Here is a 17,330-nt window from a genome sequence, read left to right as displayed (position 1 = left end):
TTCAGAAGATAATCGGTAGCTTTTTTAAATCCTTTTGAAAAAACTACAATCCTTGTTTTTTCTCAGGAAGGTCCACGGTAAATTTTGCTCCTCCCAAATCAGAGGCTCCGACGGTGATACTTCCCCCATGTGCCTTTATGATTTCCAGGGAAATGGCAAGTCCCAAGCCTCTGCCTCCCGAGTCAGTGGACCTGGATTTATCAGTTCGGTAAAATCGTTCAAAGACATGCGCTCGTTCAGGTTCATCAATACCGGGGCCAGAGTCATCAATGCTGAATCGGACGAACCCTTTCGGAGCCTTTTCCTCTCGAATGCGGATTTGACCGCCTTTCGGGGTATATTTGATAGCATTGGAAACCAGGTTGTCGAGTACTTCCCTTAACCTGAGGAAGTCACCAAAGATAGTGGAAGAAACGATATTGTTTTGTTCAAAGGTCATTGTCTGACTTTTTTCAGCAGCCAAAGGTGCAAACAAAGAGATTGATTTTGTGACCAGATGAGCGAGGTCTACATCGTTTTTAGAAAGCGAGAGTTCTCCGGCATCGATGAGCTCAAGTTCCCTGAGGGTGTCGATCAGCCGGGAAAGCCTATTGACTTCTTCAAGGACGGACCTGAGATTCTCTTTATCGATCGGAAGTATTCCGTCCAGCATTCCTTCTATGGTTCCCTGTATCAGGGAGACGGGAGTCCTTAGTTCATGGGCAGAATCGGCAATCACTTGTTTTTTGATCTGATCCATCTTTTTCAGATCCTCGGTCATTTCGTTGAAGGTCCTGGACAACTCCGACAATTCATCATTGCCATCGATGGGGACGAGTGGAGGGCGATGTCCCAGGGAAATCTCCCGGGCACTTGCAGACAGTCTGGCTATCGGATGACTTATGCGCAAGGAAAGAATTATTCCCAGGATCAGAGCCAGAATTACCGATATGAGTGAAGAGAAGATCAGGGATTTCTTTATGGACGTGAGAAAGTGTTCATCAGTATCCGTAAGTGAACTGTCGACCATGGAGCCTATGAGGACAGTTCCTTTTTTCCCCGTGGAGGTAACTATGGAAATGCCCTGGGATAGGTGTCTTTCAGGGTGGACAGTTGCTATCAGCTTGTTGGCGGAATCGGCAATGATTACACCGTTTTTATCGGCGATAACCACCCTGTCAGAGAAAAGGTTGCGTAGCATTGGCTGATAATACTGACTTCTGGCGTGAAAATGCATTTTCCCGAATATTCCGATATCAACGTTTTCAGCAACTTTTGTTGACAAACTCATAATAAATTCTTGAACGTTGTCCCAGGATCCTTGTTCCTCATAAAAATCGCCAAGGAGTCCAGCATAGACTTCGGCCTTCCCTGAGTCACCGGCAAATACAAAGGTCCTGAATCGATCTTCCGTGGTTCGCAGTACGAAAAATGAGTTCAGTGTTGCCAAGATTGCCACGACAATCAGAAAATAAAGGGGAAGTCGTACTTTAAGTTTCACTGTCCTGCTCCCTGAAACGATACCCGATTCCTCTCACTGTTTCTATGAAACGGGGATTGTCACTGTCATCTCCCAAGGCCTTGCGGATATTTTTTATATGAGCATCGATGGTTCTTTCATATCCTTCGAAGGAAGACCCTGTAGAAGAACCCAGTAAATCAAGTCTGCTCCAGACTCTACCCGGTTGTTGCATCATGAAAACCAAGATATCGAACTGTGCAGCGGTCAGTTCTACCAAGGTATCTCCGACAGAAACGGTTCTTTTGGGAATGTCCATGGAAAGAGTTCCTTCAACGATTATTTCCTGAGGGGACGCGGGTACCTGAATTTTTCTTCTCAGTATTGCCTTGACCCTTGCAACCATTTCCCTAGGACTGAAAGGTTTGGTGATATAGTCGTCGGCTCCCATTTCAAAACCCACGATTCGATCGATTTCATCCGTTCTTGCCGAGAGAAAAATGATTGGGGTGTCCGAGGTTTTGCGTACTTCGCGGGCAAGGGAGAGCCCATCCATGCCGGGCATGTTTATATCCAGGATAAGGCAATCGGGAACCTCTTTGCGATAAGCATTGAAAAGATCGGAACCATTTCTGAACGTAAGGACTGAATATCCTTCCACTTCCAGATATTTCTTGATCAAATCAACCATTTTAGGTTCATCATCTGCTACGAAAATTTTCTGTGGCATAAAACTCCTTTCCACTTTTCTATTATTCTATACCATTGATTGTCAAGAAGAAACGCCGAGACAAGCGTTGTACAAAAATGTGCAATTCATTTAATTGCCATGGTTCATTCATCCTACATTCATATAACGGTATTATTAATACATATGTAAACTTTCCTATCCATCCGTAAGAAAGATTACCGGCGATCGTGGCAAAGTCTTCAGTGGAATAGGCTGAATCTCTTCAACATAAAGGAGCTGCACATGTTCGGAAATTATTGTCTGGGATATTTGGGGCAATCCAATTGGGGAGGTCTTGCAATGGGATTATTTATGGTTATCATTCCGATTATTGTTATTTTGCTTGTCGTTCGTTATCTGGATATCCCTGGGAGAAAGGCTTCTTTTGCAACAACTCCTCTTGAGATATTGAAGAAACGGTATGCAAATGGTGAAATTTCAAGACAGGAATTTTCTGAGATGAAAAAGGATTTGCACGAATAGATAGCCTAGTGCTTTTATTTGTTTGCATATATCAAATTGATCAACAGCGAGAGGGTATCCCCTACATATCGGTTACGGTTTGTAAATCCTCTCCGGTTCTACTGAATTTTGGCAATCTGTAGTGGCAAGTTTTTGTCCTGCAGGTTGCCTTTTTTGTTTACTCGGGAAGGTTTATAGTTCCGGCGGCAAATAAGACCACTGCACCTTCAATGAAGATATTGCCTGGTTTTTCAGCTTCCATCCATCCTTTGATTACGCTTGGTCTGTCAACAAAACGCCCTTGTTGGATGGTTGTTGTCTTTCCTCGTTCCTTGTAACCATGAGAGACAAGGTAGGCGACCAAGGGGCCTGCTGCACTTCCTGTTGCACTGTCCTCATAGAAGCCGCTGTTATCCCAGGATCTGCATTCCAACGAGTCAGCGTCAAACACATAGGCAAACTTTGCACCGAATCGGGAAAGCAAAGCCTCAAAATCCGGATTGGTTACCTTCATTGTTTGCAAAACCCCGCGTACAGGAACCAATAGGTAGGGAAGTCCTGTCGAAACTACCTCCAAAGGATATCCTGGATACAAGTCTTTTTTCGAACAATTGAGTGAGGCACATATCTCAGCATGCTGTTCTTTATCAATTATGCCGAGGAACTGTGGTTTTCCTTGGTCCATGATTGCCGAATACCAAGAACCTTCATTCCTTGATTGAACGGAGATAATTCTGTTCCCAAGTTCCATAGTCAGCGTTATTTCTTTTTCCTTGGGATGCAAAACACTGTGAAGCAAGCAGGCTGTTCCCAGAATTGGGTGTCCTGCAAAGGACAATTCTTCCTGGACGGTAAATATTCTCAAGGGAAAACTATTGTCCTTCTTGGGGAAAACAAACACGGTCTCGAACTGTTTGAATTCCTGGGCTATTTTCAGCATCAAGGTATCCTCAAGATGTCGTTCGGCTATAACGATCGTCACTCCGTTACCACCCAGCACCGTCTGCGAGAATACATCTACATGATAGAATTGCATAATCAAAATGATCCTTTTCCTGATTTTTCTGCAAGTATATCATGGAGAGGGGTTGCTTGACATGAGGAGATTGAAATTACAGGATCATGAATAGTAAAAGCCTTATATTGTAAACGTTTACAAAAAAATATTGACAACACCCTTTTTACATGTAATGATTTTCTTATAAGGATTTTGGAGATGTTGTCCTTATCGAGTCCCGTAATGCCAGTGGTGTGGTTTTTGAAAATAAGGAGTGATGGCTTTGAACAATGTTGTATTGTCAATGAAAGCCATAGACAAGCGCTTTTCTGGTGTCCATGCTCTGAAACAAGTTGATTTTGACCTCTATGAGGGAGAAATCCATGCGCTTGTTGGCGAAAATGGTGCAGGTAAATCTACTCTCATGAAAGCCCTCACGGGAATCTTTCCCAAGGATTCCGGGGAAATCCATTATATGGGTAGATTATTCAATCCCCGCGGTCCCAAACAAGCACTCAAGGCCGGTATTGCCATTATCCATCAGGAATTGAATATGATGGATCATCTTACCGTTGCCCAGAATCTCTTTATTGGTCGAGAATCCACGAAGTTCAACGGACTGTTCCTCGATGAAAAACAGCAGAACAACCGAGCTCGGCAGTTACTTGAAAAATTACATATGAATATCGATCCTGAAGTGAAACTAGCTAAGCTAACTGTAGGTAAGCAACAGATGATCGAGATAGCCAAGGCTGTAAGTTATAACCTCAAGGTATTGATACTCGATGAACCTACCGCTGCCCTGACCGATAGGGAAATAGAAGACCTTTTTAATATCATGCGCGACCTCGCCGCAAGAGGTGTTTCCATGATCTATATTTCTCATCGTCTTGATGAGATAGGAAAAATTTCGAACAGAATAACCGTGTTACGAGACGGAGAAGTTGTCGGAACGAAACAAACCAAGGAACTAAGCAAAGAAGAAATGATCAACATGATGGTGGGGCGTGTCATATATGAACAACCCAAAAACCATAGCAATGTTGCCCCTGATGCCCCAGTTGTACTTAAGGTCTCCAACCTCAATGCCGGAAAACTTGTCCAGAATGTAAGTTTTGATCTCCATAAAGGCGAAATCCTTGGATTTGCCGGTTTGATGGGAGCCGGACGGACCGAAACCGCCAGGGCGCTATACGGGGCTGATAAGGCGACTGGTGTCATTGAGGTCTTAGGTCATCAGGTATATATCGGCAACCCAATGGATGCTGTAAAGAAAGGAATCGGATATCTGTCGGAAGACAGGAAAAGATTTGGGCTGGCCACCAGGCTTCCTGTCATGGACAACGCGGTAATGGCTTCCTATGCGGAACTTACCCCGAACTTGTTGCTCCAAACAAAAAATCTGGCAAAGGCAACCGAAAAGTATGTCCAGAAACTGAAAATCAAGACACCCTCGTTATACCAGTTTGTCAAAAACCTTTCAGGGGGCAACCAACAGAAGGTAGTCATTGCAAAATGGTTGATAAAAAATAGCTCAATTCTCATTTTCGATGAACCTACCAGAGGGATTGATGTCGGTGCAAAGAGTGAAATCTATTCGCTGATGAATGAATTGGTCAAGGAAGGTAAATCGATAATTATGATCAGTTCTGAATTGGGGGAAATCTTGCGGATGAGCGACAGGGTTGTGGTGATGTGTGAAGGAAGAATTACCGGAATTCTCGATATAGCGGAAACAACCCAGGAAAAAATCATGGGTCTGGCGACACTTTCCAAATAGGAGTGTGGAGGTATGGATAACAATGACAATGTGGATTTGAGGGAAAAGAAAAACGTAATCAACATGCAGAAGCTCCTTGCTCCGCTGGCATTGATTATTATCTATGCATTTTTCTCATTGTTCGGGAGAAATTTTTTCTCCTTCACTACCTTGGTAAATATTCTCGATTCTTCCTATTATATTGGGTTCATTGCCATCGGGGTTACGTTTGTAATTATAACAGGCGGGATAGACCTGAGCTGTGGAACTGTAATGATGTGCTCTGCCATCATTGGGGGGACTGCTTATAAATCCTGGGGTTGGCCCATGTGGTTGTCTCTGATACTCATTCTCTGCGTAGGTACAGCCTTTGGGTTCTTGAATGGAATACTGATATCCAGATTGGGGCTTCCCCCGTTCATTGCCACTTTGGGAACGCAGATGATCAGTTTGGGAACTGGATCCATTGTCTCCAATGTTCGTAGTGCTACCTTTCCTGCCCGAGGAGCTTCCGATAGCTGGTTCAAGAGCATTTTCAAATTCATAACAGAGGGCAATGATTCCATCCCAACCGGGGCCATTGTCCTGTTTTTGACAGCTTTCATTGCCTATCTGCTTCTGAATAGAACCAAGATGGGACGCTATATTTTTGCCATTGGATCGAACAAGGACGCTGCAAGGCTTTCAGGTGTCGATGTACAGAAATGGGAAATGATGGCCTATGTTGTAGGAGGTTTCACCGCAGGGATGGGAGGTATTGCCTTTGCCGCGGTTTACACTACCGTAATGCCAGCCCAAGGAGCAGGCTTTGAACTCTATGCCATAGCAGGTGCGGTTATCGGAGGGACTTCCCTTAGTGGAGGTGCCGGCTCGGTTTTAGGTACCCTGATAGGAGTCTATATCATGAGTGTCCTTCGTTCGGGACTCCCCTCAATGGATCTTCAAGCGCAATACCAGACGTTCTTTACCGGTGTTGTGGTTATCGGAGCCGTCATGCTTGATATCTACCGTAATAAAAAGGCTTTTGAAGTGAAAATCCAGACTCCCGCGGACCAATTCCGTGAGACAGCTTTGCACAATTTGGACATGTTGAGGCAACGCTTGGCAAAAGAAAGTGTTCCTGGGGAAAAAGTGAAGATTGAGGAAGAGATCCGAACAATAAAAATTGATATGAAGAAAAATTATAAAAAAATGAAAAAGGAGGAAAAAGAGCTGAAAGCCCAGTTGGCCCTTGAGGAAAAAGAGTTCGAGATGACAGTCAAGGACGAAGAATCCTAGATTGTTTCTAGATAGGAGAAAACCCGAAGGCGCATGCTTTCGGGAAAAACAGGAGGTTCATATGAAAAAGGCCTTGGTTGGTCTGTTCGTTTTGGTTGTGCTTGCCTCGTTTACTCCAATTTTTGCCCAGGCGACACAAGAAATGGCGAAACCGTACATTGCTGTTGTTTCGAAGGGTGAACAACACGATTTTTGGCAGCAAGTAAAACTTGGGGCCAATGCAGCCGCTGCCAAGTATAACGTGGATATCACGTTTGAAGGGCCCCCTTCGGAAAGTGATGTCCAGACTCAGGTTGAGATGCTGAACAATGCCATGGCAAAGAATCCTGTGGCAATTGCCTTGGCCGCATTGAACACCAGTAGTGTCCTTGACCAGCTACAGGAAATTCAAGCGAAGGGTATTCCTGTAATCGGTTTTGACTCCGGTGTACCTGAGGCTCCAAAAGGTTCCATCTGGGCAAACGCTGCTACGAACAACTACAATGCCGCCGGTATGGCCGCAAAGAAGATGTTTGAAGTAATCAAGCCGGAAATCGAAATGGCAACTGATGCAAAACCCGTAAAAATTGTTGTTCTCAATCAGGATGCTTCTGGTGAATCCTTGTTGAGCCGTGGAAAGGGATTCCGTGACACAATGGTTGATCTTATTACCACCCAGACCAAGCTGACGAAAGCCGATATCAAGGTAATGGGTAATACCGCTTATATCGCTGCGGATAGTCCCACCATGGGTAAGAAGGTGATGATAGAGATGGTTGTTCCTGCCTCGGCAGCAATGACTGATGCTACCAATGCCTCGCAGGCTGTGCTCAATAAGGTTGTTTCGGACCATATTCTTGGTATTTTCTGTTCCAATGAAGCTACGGTCAAGGGATTGCTCGCGGCAACCAATGACGGCGCTATGTTAAAGACAGATGCCAAATACAAGAATGTTGTCGTGATTGGGTATGATGCCGGAGCCGGCCAGAAGAACGCAGTGCGTAAAGGTTACTTCCTGGGCTCAATTACCCAAGATCCGTATTCCATAGGGTACAAGGCTGTTGAATTGGCCTATAAAGCCTACAAAGGCGAATCTGTTGCCGATGTCGATACTGGTGCCAAGTTCTATGACAAGAGCAATATGGATAATGACGATATCAAGGGGCTTCTCTACGATTAACAGAAAGTCTTTCTGACTCAAACAGGGGTAGAGGTCCTTATCGGAGGTTATTAGGATCTCTATCCTTTTTTTGCACAGGAGCAAGGAATATGAGAAATGAAAGCGAAAAGACCATAACAATCAGGGAAGTCGCCCGGGGTGCCGGGGTTTCCATTGCTACGGTCTCAAGAGTTCTCAATGATTCTTTGGCCGTAACAACGAGGACACGGGAAAAAGTTTGTTCTGCAATGCTAGAATTGGGATATACCCGCAATGAGGTTGCTCGCTCCCTGAAAATCCGTCATACCAAGACTATCGGTATCATTGCTCCTGAACTCTCAAACACATTTTTTATGGAAGTTTTGGAATCGATGGAAAAGGTGTTTTCTCCACGTGGATATACCATGATTATCTGTTCTTCGAACAATTCAGTTGAGGAAGAGCAAAAAAAACTACGAGTAATGATGGAGCGCACGGTCGATGCCTTGGTGATCATCCCTGTCAGTGATGTCAGCGATTATTTTAGGGAAAAAATACTGACAAATATTCCTATGGTAATTCTGGACAGGCAACTTCCTTCCCTACATATGGATTCTGTTCTGACAGATAACAGGTATGGGGTTTGCAAGGCAATTGAGGCTCTTGTAAAGGAAGGGTATAAAAGAATTGGTTTCATCGGTGGAAATCTCCACATTCCGACAGCCAAAGAACGGTACCAGGGGTACTTGGAAGCGATGGAAAAAGCCCATCTCCCCGTAGAGACCTCCTTCGTTTTCCTTGATGGAGTCATGGACCAGAAAAGAGGGTTTTCCATTATGCAACAGATTCTCCAGAAACAAGACCCTCCCCAGGCTTTCTTTATTGCAAATGATCTGCTGCACCTGGGGGCAACTTCTTGTTTGATGGAAACTTTTTCTCCCTTTCAGCATCCTTCCCTGGTATTTGCCAGTTTCGATTATCTGTCCTATTCCCCCTTGCTCCAATTCTGTCACTATGCTGTTTTCCAGCCTTTGGAAGAGATTGGAAAGGCAGTGGCCGCTTTGTTGCTTCGACGTCTCGAGGGTGACTGGGAAGATTTTCCCAAACAAATTATTTTCAAACCTAAAATTATAGTAATGAAAGCCAATGGCGCTCTGCCGTTCAGTCCTACTTGTTTGTACTAAGGCAGAGTCTTAGAATAGAAACCCATTGGAAGGGAATGAGATGGAACGAGAGAAAGGGTTTGCGTATTGCGGTCTTGCCTGTTGCCTCTGCAGTGAGAACAGCAACTGCCCGGGATGTCGTAAGGAAGGCTGTAACAATAAGCAGTGGTGCAAGAATTTCAACTGTTGCAAGGAAAAAGGAATCAAGGGATGTTGGGAGTGTGACCAGTTCCCCTGTAAGGGGACAATGCTTGATAAACCCAGGGTTCTTGCCTTTTCCAGATTCTTGGCTCTTTACGGGGAAGAAAAATTCTTGGAATGTCTAAAAAGGAACGAACAAACCGGTATCCTGTATCATCACGAGGGTAAGCTGACCGGCGACTACGACGAAAAACAAACAGAAAAGGAGATTTTTGATCTTATTTTATATGGGAAAGCATAGCTTTGGCCTCTTTTTCTCTTTGTTTACTTGCAGTATGCTTTGTCCCAGAAAAAAAATGAGGGTCCCCTATGATTATTGATCAGATTTCAGAACTATACAGATATGTTTCGGTTCTTCCCGGACTTGAAAAAGTGGTGGAAATATTAAAGAGTGGCGTCCTTGATTCAAAGGAATTGGGACAATATGCGACTGACGACAAGAGAGTCAGGTATAATGTATTTACCTACGAAACCTTGAAAGACCAGGCTGATGAATATGAGATTCACAGAAGGGAAGCGGATGTACAGATCCTCTTGTCCGGAAACGAACGAATGGATATAGCCCGAAGAACGATTTCGAGTGAAACCAAGGCTTATGATGAGCAAAAGGATGCCTTGATGGCTATTGGTTCTTCTTTGGTTTCCTATTATGCCAAAGGCGATACCTTTGCGCTTTTCTTGCCTGGCGAGCCCCATGCTCCCAACCTTATTGATAAAGCTCCTGCCACTGTTAAGAAGGTGGTTTTCAAGATTTTGGTTGATTGAGTGGTATTTCATTTCTTGATAACGACTTATATAGCAAAATCAGAACCTGTATTGAGCTTTATTCAGGACAATCATTGTCGTGTAGTAAATAGATTGGTAAAAATTGAAAAAACTCTATTTTTTGTTTATTATGTAAAAGATCAGGATTAGTAATGTTCAGTTATCTGCCGTATAGGCAGCTTAGAAATGCAACGCCACTTGTTTTCATTACTGGTATCAGTTATCTGCCGTATAGGCAGCTTAGAAATTGAGTTTTTCAAGCCGCTTGATCTCGTTCTCGTTATCTGCCGTATAGGCAGCTTAGAAAACTAATGCTGTATACCATTCGTCACCAGTTGTGTTATCTGCCGTATAGGCAGCTTAGAAATGGGAAGTCCTGAAATTACGAAGCGCCAAGGCGTTATCTGCCGTATAGGCAGCTTAGAAATGGGAAGTCCTGAAATTACGAAGCGCCAAGGCGTTATCTGCCGTATAGGCAGCTTAGAAACATATTGCTTAGCCAGGTCAGCAAAGTCCTCAGGTTACCTGCCGTATAGGCAGCTTAGAAAACAACATGATTGTCATAGCGCTCATTTCGCCTTGTTACCTGCCGTATAGGCAGCTTAGAAAACAACATGATTGTCATAGCGCTCATTTCGCCTTGTTACCTGCCGTATAGGCAGCTTAGAAATTGTACAAAATGGAGAGAGTCAACCAGGCTTTGTTATCTGCCGTATAGGCAGCTTAGAAATGGGGAAAGGGAAATATGATGAGCCCCAGGAGCTGTACCATTCCCCAAAATGAATAAGGTGGACTACACTACCAGGAGTAGGAGTCCGCATGAAAAAGAAATTCGATGAGGCATTCAAGGCCAAGATCGCCCTGGAGGCAGTGAAGGAAGAGATGACCCTGGCAGAATTGGCAGAGAAGTACGAGGTTCACCCGAACCAGATTAGTGCCTGGAAGAAGCAGATGATAGAGAATTCCTCGGTCCTGTTCGTACAGAAGAACAAGAGGGATGAGGAATACAGCAGGCTGAAGAAGGAGAAGGAAGAGCTTTTCCGCCAGCTGGGCGAATCCAATTACGAGAAGGAATTCTTAAAAAAAAGTACAAGCAGCTGTACGGGAAAGATCCAGACTGATCGACAGGCACGAGAAGAAACTGTCAGTCAGGAGGCAATGCCGGTTGCTGGATGTTCCCAGCAGCAACGTCTATTACCATAGCAATCCGCGACAGGAGCCCTGCAATGAACATCGTCAGAAGGTTGTTGACATCCGCACGGCATTGCCGTTCTACGGATGCCGGAAGATGCCTCTGGAACTGAAGCGGAGGCATGGATGCCGGATTCTGTGAGGAGGCACTGAGAGAAGCCCTTGCCCTTCATGGTTCCCCGTCAATCTTTACTAGTGACCAGGGGAGCCAGTTCACCTTCTATGGGTTTGTGCAGATCCTGAATGATCATGGCATCAGGGTAAGCATGGACGGCCAGGGAAACTGGAGAGACACCATCCACATCGAGCGGCTTTGGAGAACGGTGAAGTACGAGGATATTCATCTGCAGGGAGATGAGGATCTCCGTTCACTGAAGAAGGGGGTGGGTGCATATTTCAGGTTTTACAATCAGGACAGGTTCCATCAGTCACTCGATTATGAAACACCGAACATGCAGTACGAGTCATTCCAATATGATTATTCTGCAAAGTCCTGAGTTCACCTTAAAGTTTTTGCCTTTTGGTATTGATTACAGGGCGCATCATAGTCTTATTGGAAAGAACTTTCTTGACCAAGCCTTCTCTATCAAAATCGAATTTGGCAATATCTTTCTTTTCAATTCTCATCAAGCAATCCTCCCTGATGAATATTCCTGGATTTTTCTATTGCAAAGCGGCGTTTCTCTATACTATTGATCCCAATTATAACTCAAGATAACAAAAAACGATGAAATCATTGAATAGTCATGGTCAAAGACCTGAGCTTTTTCGTTCATGAAGTGTTGTATGAATTCCTGAAAATAAAATTTGACAGATTAAAATATGTATGTAAATATTAAGCTGTAAGACAGGTAAACAGCTTTACAGATAAGCAGAATAGGAAACTTGAAACTTCCCTATAAATATTGAGCTGTAGAATGAACAGTTGGCTACCTTTCTTGAAGCTTAGGGAAACCATTCTCTCAAAAAAACCATGACAGAGCATCTGTCGGCTCATGTATGGGATTTTGATTTTCGTGTATCAGGAAAATCGCGGTTTTAACCGGATTGCATATTTTTTCATTGTTTTTCCAGCTCTATGCTGGTCAAATTAGGAGGAAACAAATGAAAAAGCTTTCACTCGTTCTTTTGATGGCTGCCTTGGCTCTGCCAATGGTTTTTGCACAAGGTACCACGGAAGGCACTAAGCCTGTCGAATTGGTCTATACCATGACTGCCGTTCCCACAGATGCCCATGCAGGTGCCATGAGAGTATTCAAGGAAACCGTAGAAAAAGTCTCGGGCGGGCAGATTAAGGTCCTGACCTATGATTCGGCCTCTTTATTCAAGCAGGAACAGGAAGTTTCAGCTGTAAAGAGCGGACAAGCTGATATTACGGCTACCAGTGCTTCCTGGCTTACTGATGGATCCCCTTGGGTATCGATGTTTACTGCCGGCTATATGTTCAAGAGCTATGATCACATGACCAAGGTTCTTAACGGGCCTATCGGAGATGAAGTATTCAATAAAATTGCACAGGAACAGGGTATTCGCCCCTTGGGTGCAGAATATCTGGGAACAAGACAGATCAATCTGGTCGAGGACAAGGCCATCAAGACCCCTGCGGACCTCAAGGGTATCAAACTCAGAATGCCCAACTCCGATTCCTGGATCTTCCTCGGAAAGGCCATCGGAGCCAATCCAACCCCGATTTCATTCAGTGAACTGTACATGGCCTTGCAGACCAAGACCGTTGATGGACAGGACAATCCTCTCCCAACCGACAAGAATGCAAAGTTCTATGAAGTCACCAAGTCAATTACCATTACCAATCACCTTGTCGACAGCGTATGGCCAGCCATCAATGAGAAAAAATGGCAGTCCCTTACCGAACAGCAGAAAGGTTGGGTAATGGAAGGAATCAAGGCCGGTATCAAGTACTGTGATGAGACCAACCTCAAGGCAGAAGCCGAATTGGTGGCATTCTTCAAGAGTCAGGGCCTAAAAATTTACTATGCCGATATCAATGCTTTCAGTGAACATGTACTTCCTCTCTATCTTGCCAGTGATTATGCCAAGACCTGGGATATGGATATGTACCAGAAAGTTCAGGATGCAGCTAAATAAGTATGTATTTCCGGGACAGTTTGTCTGTCCCGGGGATTTTTTCTTCCACCATTTTTTTTTGATTTTCAAGGGAGGTCCTTCAATTGAAAAAGGCCGCATTGTTTCTCAGGGATATCTTTGAGGTGTATGTTCCCATCCTTTCTTTTTCCGCAATGTTCATTACATTCATCTTGCAAGTTTTTTTTCGTTATGTCATGAACCATCCCTTGCTTTGGACCCAGGATGTAATTGTCATCGGCTTTTGCTGGACCGTAATTTTTGGTGCCTGCTATACCATGCGTCAGCATAGCCATGTACAGTTTACCATGCTCTATGAGCTCTACAATCCCAAAGTAGCTGCGGCTGCCAGAATGGTCGGAAATCTTCTGATCGTAGGGACTTTTGCGGTTATGTTGGTTCCTTCCATCCAATATTCGTTCTTTTTGGGTTTTCAGATGACTCCCGTACTGCGAGTCTCCTATACCTACATTTTTCTTCCTTTCTGTTATTTTCTTTGCTCTATCATTGGATATACCATCCCCTCGATCCTTGAGGACTGGAAGGTACTGAGTGGCAAACTTGCCGATAGTGTCGACCATTTGAAAAAAATGGATGTCGAGGAGGGCCAGCTGGTATGAGTTTCCCCCTGTTTGTCACACTCTTTGTATTCGTACTCATCTTCTTTTTGAGGATGCCCATTGCCTTTGGTATGCTTGCTTCTGCCGCTTGTTATCTCTTGGTAAAAGGCGGAGACTTAAGTTTGGTCATCAACCAAGTCATGAATACCTATTATACTAATTATGTCATCATTGCTGTTCCCTTATTCATTTTTACCGCAAATGTCATGAATTCGGGAAAGGTCACCGATATGATCTTTGATTTTGCCGGAGGTTTGTGCGGAAGAATGAGAGGTGCCCTGGGACAGGTCAATGTCATAGCATCCCTGATCTTTTCCGGCATGACGGGCTCAGCCATTGCTGATGCCGCAGGGCTTGGCAAGATTGAGATTGCCGCCATGAAAGATCAGGGGTACGATGCGGAATTTGCCTGTGCCATCACAGCTGCCTCTGCAACGATTGGTCCTATCTTCCCGCCTTCGATTCCCCTCGTCATTTATGCGATGCTTTCCAGTACCTCAGTTGGTGCCTTGTTCATGGGCGGAATGGTTCCTGCAATTCTCCTGTCTGGTTTCCTTATGCTGTATGTAGCCCTGGTCGCAAAAAAGAGAAATTATCCACGAGGTTCAAAGATTGTCTGGAAGGATTTCCTTCGTGCCACATTCCGAGCCTTGTTGGGCTTGCTTACTCCGGTAATTTTGCTGGTAGGAATCTATACGGGAATCATGACTCCGACCGAAGCCGGGGCCATTGCAGGCTTCTATGCCCTGATCATTTCCGTTTTTGCCTACAAGGCAATCGGTTGGAAGGGCCTTGGCGAAGTGCTGAAAGTGTCGATTAGGGATATCGGGGCTACCAGTATCATGATCGGTGCCGCTACGATAATCAGTTATATCGTAGCCAGGGAACAGCTTGCCGTTCATATCGGTAACTGGATCCTGTCCATTACCTCCAATAAATATGGATTCCTGTTTTTGGTCAATGTCGTAATCTTATTATTGGGAATGTTCATGGATACCTCAACCATCCAATTGGTTTTCGTCCCGATCATGATTCCTGTTGCAAGGGCACTGGGAATCGACATGGTCCATTTCGGGTTGGTTGTTACGTTCAACATGATGGTTGGTCTCTCGACCCCACCTTTTGGAATGCTGTTGTTCATTACCTCCGGGATATCAGGGACACCTCTGAAGGGAATCATGAAAGAAATCATTTTTCCCTTGATCGCCATGTTGCTGGTCCTGGCCATCATCACCTATTTTCCGGAAGTTACGTTGTTTCTTCCAAGAGCCGCAGGCTTATTGTAATTGCCATATGGTAAGGAGAATGAATATCATGGATGCTTCCTATAGTGGGTGTTGGCCCACAATGATTACCCCATTTACCGAGGGTAACAAGATTGATTTCAAGAGTGTCAAAGCCTTGGTTGAATGGTATATCAACCATGGTTGCGATGGAATTTTCGCTGTATGCCAATCAAGTGAGATGTTTTATCTCTCTGAGCAGGAGAAGCTTGATCTGGCGACCGCTGTCAAGGATGCCGCTGCTGGCAGAGTCAAGGTGATTGCTTCAGGGCATACTGCGGATGACCATGCAAAGCAAATAGAACAATTGGGAAATATGGCTGCAACCGGCGTCGATGCCGTTGTCCTGGTTGCCAACCGAATGGCAAAGGAAGATGAAGGAGCTTCAGCCTTCAACGAGAATGCCGAAGATATTTTCCGACAGCTTCCTTCGGTGACCTTTGGCTTGTATGAGTGTCCGTATCCGTATTTGCGATTGTTGACAGATGAATTCCTCTCTTCCTGTGCAAAAAGCGGAAAACTTGTATTCCTTAAAGATGTATCGTGCAGCAATGAGATCGAGAAGCGAAGGGTAGAACTGGTAAAAGGAACAGGCCTGGCCTTGTTCAATGCAAATACCTCCACCTTGCTCGATTCCTTGATCGATGGCTATCAAGGATACAACGGGGTTATGGCCAACTTCCATATTGACCTTTATAAATGGATGTACGACCATTTCAGATCAGAACCTGCCCTGGCTCGGGAAGTAAGTGATTTCTTGACAGTTGCAGGAGTAACGGAAGCCCGTGCCTATCCCGTGAATGCCAAATACCATTTTGCCTTGACTGATATTCCCATGAGTCTGGTTACCAGATCAAAATCAGTCTCCTTGCTGAATGAGAATGCAAGACATGAGATTACGAGTCTGATCAGGCTGGAAAAAGCATTGAGACTGAAACTTGGGCTCCAAGGCTGATAGCATGAAAAAAGCAAAAGATCTTCTTAGGCGTATGCACATGGGATCTTGTGAAGTAGTGGGAGGACATGTGTTTTTCACCGATCCTTCCATTACCGAGGCCATGGCAACTTTTGGATATGATTTCCTCTGGATAGATGGAGAACATGGGCCCTTCGACAAACAGAATTTGCTCATGCATGTTATGGCAGCAAATGAAGGGGGCAGCGCTGCCTTCGTACGGGTTGCGGCCAATGATCCTGTTATCATCAAGCCTATACTTGAAATGGGAATTGATGGCATCATCATCCCTATGGTCTTGACCGAACAGGAGACCAAGGATGCCATGGCTGCCTGCTTGTACCCCCCAGAAGGAATACGTGGCTTTGGACCTCGGAGAGCCATCGGATATGGACAATGGATTTGCAAGTCTACCTGAAGGAAGCAAAAGATTCCTTTATCAGGATTGTGCAGATCGAACACAAGACGGCTGTTGAAAATATTGAGGCTATCCTTGGTGTTGCCGGCTTGGATGCGATTATCATAGGGCCAAATGATTTGTCGGCTTCCGTTGGATTGCTTGGCCATAGCATGCATCCGGAGGTCTTGGAAATGGGAAAAATTGTAATCCTTGCCGCCAAGAAGGCAGGCAAACCCGTAGGAGTCTCCATCGGACCTGACCAAACAACTATAAAGACCTGGATGGATATGGGAGTGGATTTTATTTCAGTTGGTGATGATATCTCCTTTCTTCAACAAGGAGCGAGTCAGACTTTGGGCTTTGTTGCTCGGCAATCGGGTAAAAGTGTATAGTTATATAGTATAAATCCATCGGACGCATACCGTAAAATGAGTATTTCCCTTTACAGAATGTCAAGGAGCAGATACAAGATAAAGGATGCCTTTTCAAGGAGCCAGCAATATGGATGTTTCTGATTTTTCCCTTTCTCGGGTCAACTTGAGCCAGCAGGTAGCGGATCATCTTGAAGAAGTGATACTTGCCTCTTCCTCTGCGAGGGTTTCCGAGAAATTACCATCTGAGATGAAGCTTGCCAAGCAATATAACGTAAGCAGGCCGATCGTACGGGAGGCTTTGAAACTATTGCAGGAGCGTGGGCTTGTTTCGCTCAAGAATGGTTCCGGAGCCTACCTTACCAAACCTGAGACCAATACCGTCATGACTGCTGTCAACCGGATTATGCAAGTAGATAACATTTCACCCAATGACTTGACTGAAGTCAGGGCAATCCTGGAAATATTCTCTGTTGAACTTGCGGCAAAAAACGTCA

General features: G+C 44.8%; 20 protein-coding genes and 1 CRISPR repeat array. Of the genes, 16 read left to right on the top strand and 4 right to left on the bottom strand.

Annotated features, from left to right (window positions below):
- Positions 1–43: 43 nt before the first annotated feature.
- The gene (locus tag ACHZBG_RS10685; protein WP_320129445.1) at positions 44–1,480 is read right to left on the bottom strand and encodes an ATP-binding protein; all 1,437 of its coding nucleotides are present in this window, start codon (positions 1,478–1,480) and stop codon (positions 44–46) included.
- Positions 1,470–2,168, bottom strand: a complete 699-nt coding sequence (locus tag ACHZBG_RS10680) for a response regulator transcription factor (RefSeq protein ID WP_320129444.1) — start codon at positions 2,166–2,168, stop codon at positions 1,470–1,472. Before ACHZBG_RS10680 ends, ACHZBG_RS10685 begins: the two co-directional genes overlap by 11 nt.
- Before the next feature lie 243 nt (positions 2,169–2,411).
- On the opposite strand from ACHZBG_RS10680, the gene ACHZBG_RS10675 reads away from it, so the two are divergent.
- On the top strand, positions 2,412–2,651 hold the full coding sequence (locus tag ACHZBG_RS10675; RefSeq protein ID WP_320129443.1) for an SHOCT domain-containing protein: 240 nt from the start codon (positions 2,412–2,414) through the stop codon (positions 2,649–2,651).
- A gap of 157 nt (positions 2,652–2,808) precedes the next feature.
- Here the strand turns inward: ACHZBG_RS10675 and ACHZBG_RS10670 are convergent, their stop codons facing one another.
- A complete protein-coding gene (locus ACHZBG_RS10670; protein WP_320129442.1) occupies positions 2,809–3,666 on the bottom strand; it encodes a PhzF family phenazine biosynthesis protein in 858 nt (285 codons plus the stop codon).
- 244 nt (positions 3,667–3,910) lie between these two features.
- Between ACHZBG_RS10670 and ACHZBG_RS10665 the strand changes: the two genes are divergently transcribed.
- From ACHZBG_RS10665 to ACHZBG_RS10630, 8 genes are all read left to right on the top strand, one after another.
- On the top strand, positions 3,911–5,407 hold the full coding sequence (locus ACHZBG_RS10665) for a sugar ABC transporter ATP-binding protein (protein WP_320129441.1): 1,497 nt from the start codon (positions 3,911–3,913) through the stop codon (positions 5,405–5,407).
- 12 nt (positions 5,408–5,419) lie between these two features.
- On the top strand, positions 5,420–6,664 hold the full coding sequence (locus tag ACHZBG_RS10660; protein WP_320129440.1) for an ABC transporter permease: 1,245 nt from the start codon (positions 5,420–5,422) through the stop codon (positions 6,662–6,664).
- A gap of 61 nt (positions 6,665–6,725) precedes the next feature.
- The gene (locus ACHZBG_RS10655) at positions 6,726–7,823 is read left to right on the top strand and encodes a substrate-binding domain-containing protein (RefSeq protein WP_320129439.1); all 1,098 of its coding nucleotides are present in this window, start codon (positions 6,726–6,728) and stop codon (positions 7,821–7,823) included.
- Between the two features lie 89 nt (positions 7,824–7,912).
- A complete protein-coding gene (locus ACHZBG_RS10650) occupies positions 7,913–8,965 on the top strand; it encodes a LacI family DNA-binding transcriptional regulator (protein WP_320129438.1) in 1,053 nt (350 codons plus the stop codon).
- A 40-nt stretch (positions 8,966–9,005) separates the two neighbouring features.
- Positions 9,006–9,386, top strand: coding sequence for a DUF3795 domain-containing protein (locus ACHZBG_RS10645; protein ID WP_320129437.1), 381 nt, complete (start codon positions 9,006–9,008; stop codon positions 9,384–9,386).
- Between the two features lie 68 nt (positions 9,387–9,454).
- Positions 9,455–9,910: a YhcH/YjgK/YiaL family protein gene (locus ACHZBG_RS10640; protein WP_320129436.1), complete on the top strand. Its 456-nt coding sequence runs from the start codon at positions 9,455–9,457 to the stop codon at positions 9,908–9,910.
- A gap of 159 nt (positions 9,911–10,069) precedes the next feature.
- A CRISPR array of direct repeats spans positions 10,070–10,640; the repeat unit is 28 nt; unit sequence GTTATCTGCCGTATAGGCAGCTTAGAAA.
- Between the two features lie 89 nt (positions 10,641–10,729).
- Positions 10,730–11,113 carry a transposase gene (locus ACHZBG_RS10635; RefSeq protein WP_320129435.1) on the top strand — a complete coding sequence of 128 codons (384 nt, stop codon included), beginning with the start codon at positions 10,730–10,732 and terminating at the stop codon, positions 11,111–11,113.
- 110 nt (positions 11,114–11,223) lie between these two features.
- Positions 11,224–11,598: an integrase core domain-containing protein gene (locus ACHZBG_RS10630; protein ID WP_320129434.1), complete on the top strand. Its 375-nt coding sequence runs from the start codon at positions 11,224–11,226 to the stop codon at positions 11,596–11,598.
- Positions 11,599–11,605: 7 nt separating this feature from the next.
- Here ACHZBG_RS10630 and ACHZBG_RS10625 read toward each other — a convergent pair whose 3' ends face one another.
- Positions 11,606–11,728, bottom strand: a complete 123-nt coding sequence (locus tag ACHZBG_RS10625; RefSeq protein WP_320129433.1) for a hypothetical protein — start codon at positions 11,726–11,728, stop codon at positions 11,606–11,608.
- Between the two features lie 477 nt (positions 11,729–12,205).
- Between ACHZBG_RS10625 and ACHZBG_RS10620 the strand changes: the two genes are divergently transcribed.
- The 7 genes from ACHZBG_RS10620 to ACHZBG_RS10590 form a co-directional block, all read left to right on the top strand.
- Positions 12,206–13,207 carry a sialic acid TRAP transporter substrate-binding protein SiaP gene (locus tag ACHZBG_RS10620; protein WP_320129432.1) on the top strand — a complete coding sequence of 334 codons (1,002 nt, stop codon included), beginning with the start codon at positions 12,206–12,208 and terminating at the stop codon, positions 13,205–13,207.
- Between the two features lie 83 nt (positions 13,208–13,290).
- Positions 13,291–13,824: a TRAP transporter small permease gene (locus tag ACHZBG_RS10615; RefSeq protein ID WP_320129431.1), complete on the top strand. Its 534-nt coding sequence runs from the start codon at positions 13,291–13,293 to the stop codon at positions 13,822–13,824.
- Positions 13,821–15,110, top strand: a complete 1,290-nt coding sequence (locus ACHZBG_RS10610; protein ID WP_320129430.1) for a TRAP transporter large permease — start codon at positions 13,821–13,823, stop codon at positions 15,108–15,110. Before ACHZBG_RS10615 ends, ACHZBG_RS10610 begins: the two co-directional genes overlap by 4 nt.
- A gap of 28 nt (positions 15,111–15,138) precedes the next feature.
- Positions 15,139–16,062, top strand: a complete 924-nt coding sequence (locus ACHZBG_RS10605; protein ID WP_320129429.1) for a dihydrodipicolinate synthase family protein — start codon at positions 15,139–15,141, stop codon at positions 16,060–16,062.
- 4 nt (positions 16,063–16,066) lie between these two features.
- Entirely contained in the window at positions 16,067–16,480 is a 414-nt protein-coding gene (locus ACHZBG_RS10600) for an aldolase/citrate lyase family protein (RefSeq protein ID WP_394699387.1), read from the top strand.
- Positions 16,459–16,854 (top strand): aldolase/citrate lyase family protein, encoded by a 396-nt coding sequence (locus ACHZBG_RS10595; RefSeq protein ID WP_320129427.1) that lies wholly within the window; start codon positions 16,459–16,461, stop codon positions 16,852–16,854. Before ACHZBG_RS10600 ends, ACHZBG_RS10595 begins: the two co-directional genes overlap by 22 nt.
- A gap of 109 nt (positions 16,855–16,963) precedes the next feature.
- A partial coding sequence (locus ACHZBG_RS10590) for a GntR family transcriptional regulator (RefSeq protein WP_320129426.1) occupies positions 16,964–17,330 on the top strand: 367 nt, incomplete at its 3' end.

The organism is uncultured Sphaerochaeta sp., assembly GCF_963676625.2.
GTDB lineage: Bacteria > Spirochaetota > Spirochaetia > Sphaerochaetales > Sphaerochaetaceae > Sphaerochaeta.
Note: the sequence above shows the minus strand (reverse complement) of the source record. Positions and strands in the feature narration are given on the sequence as shown.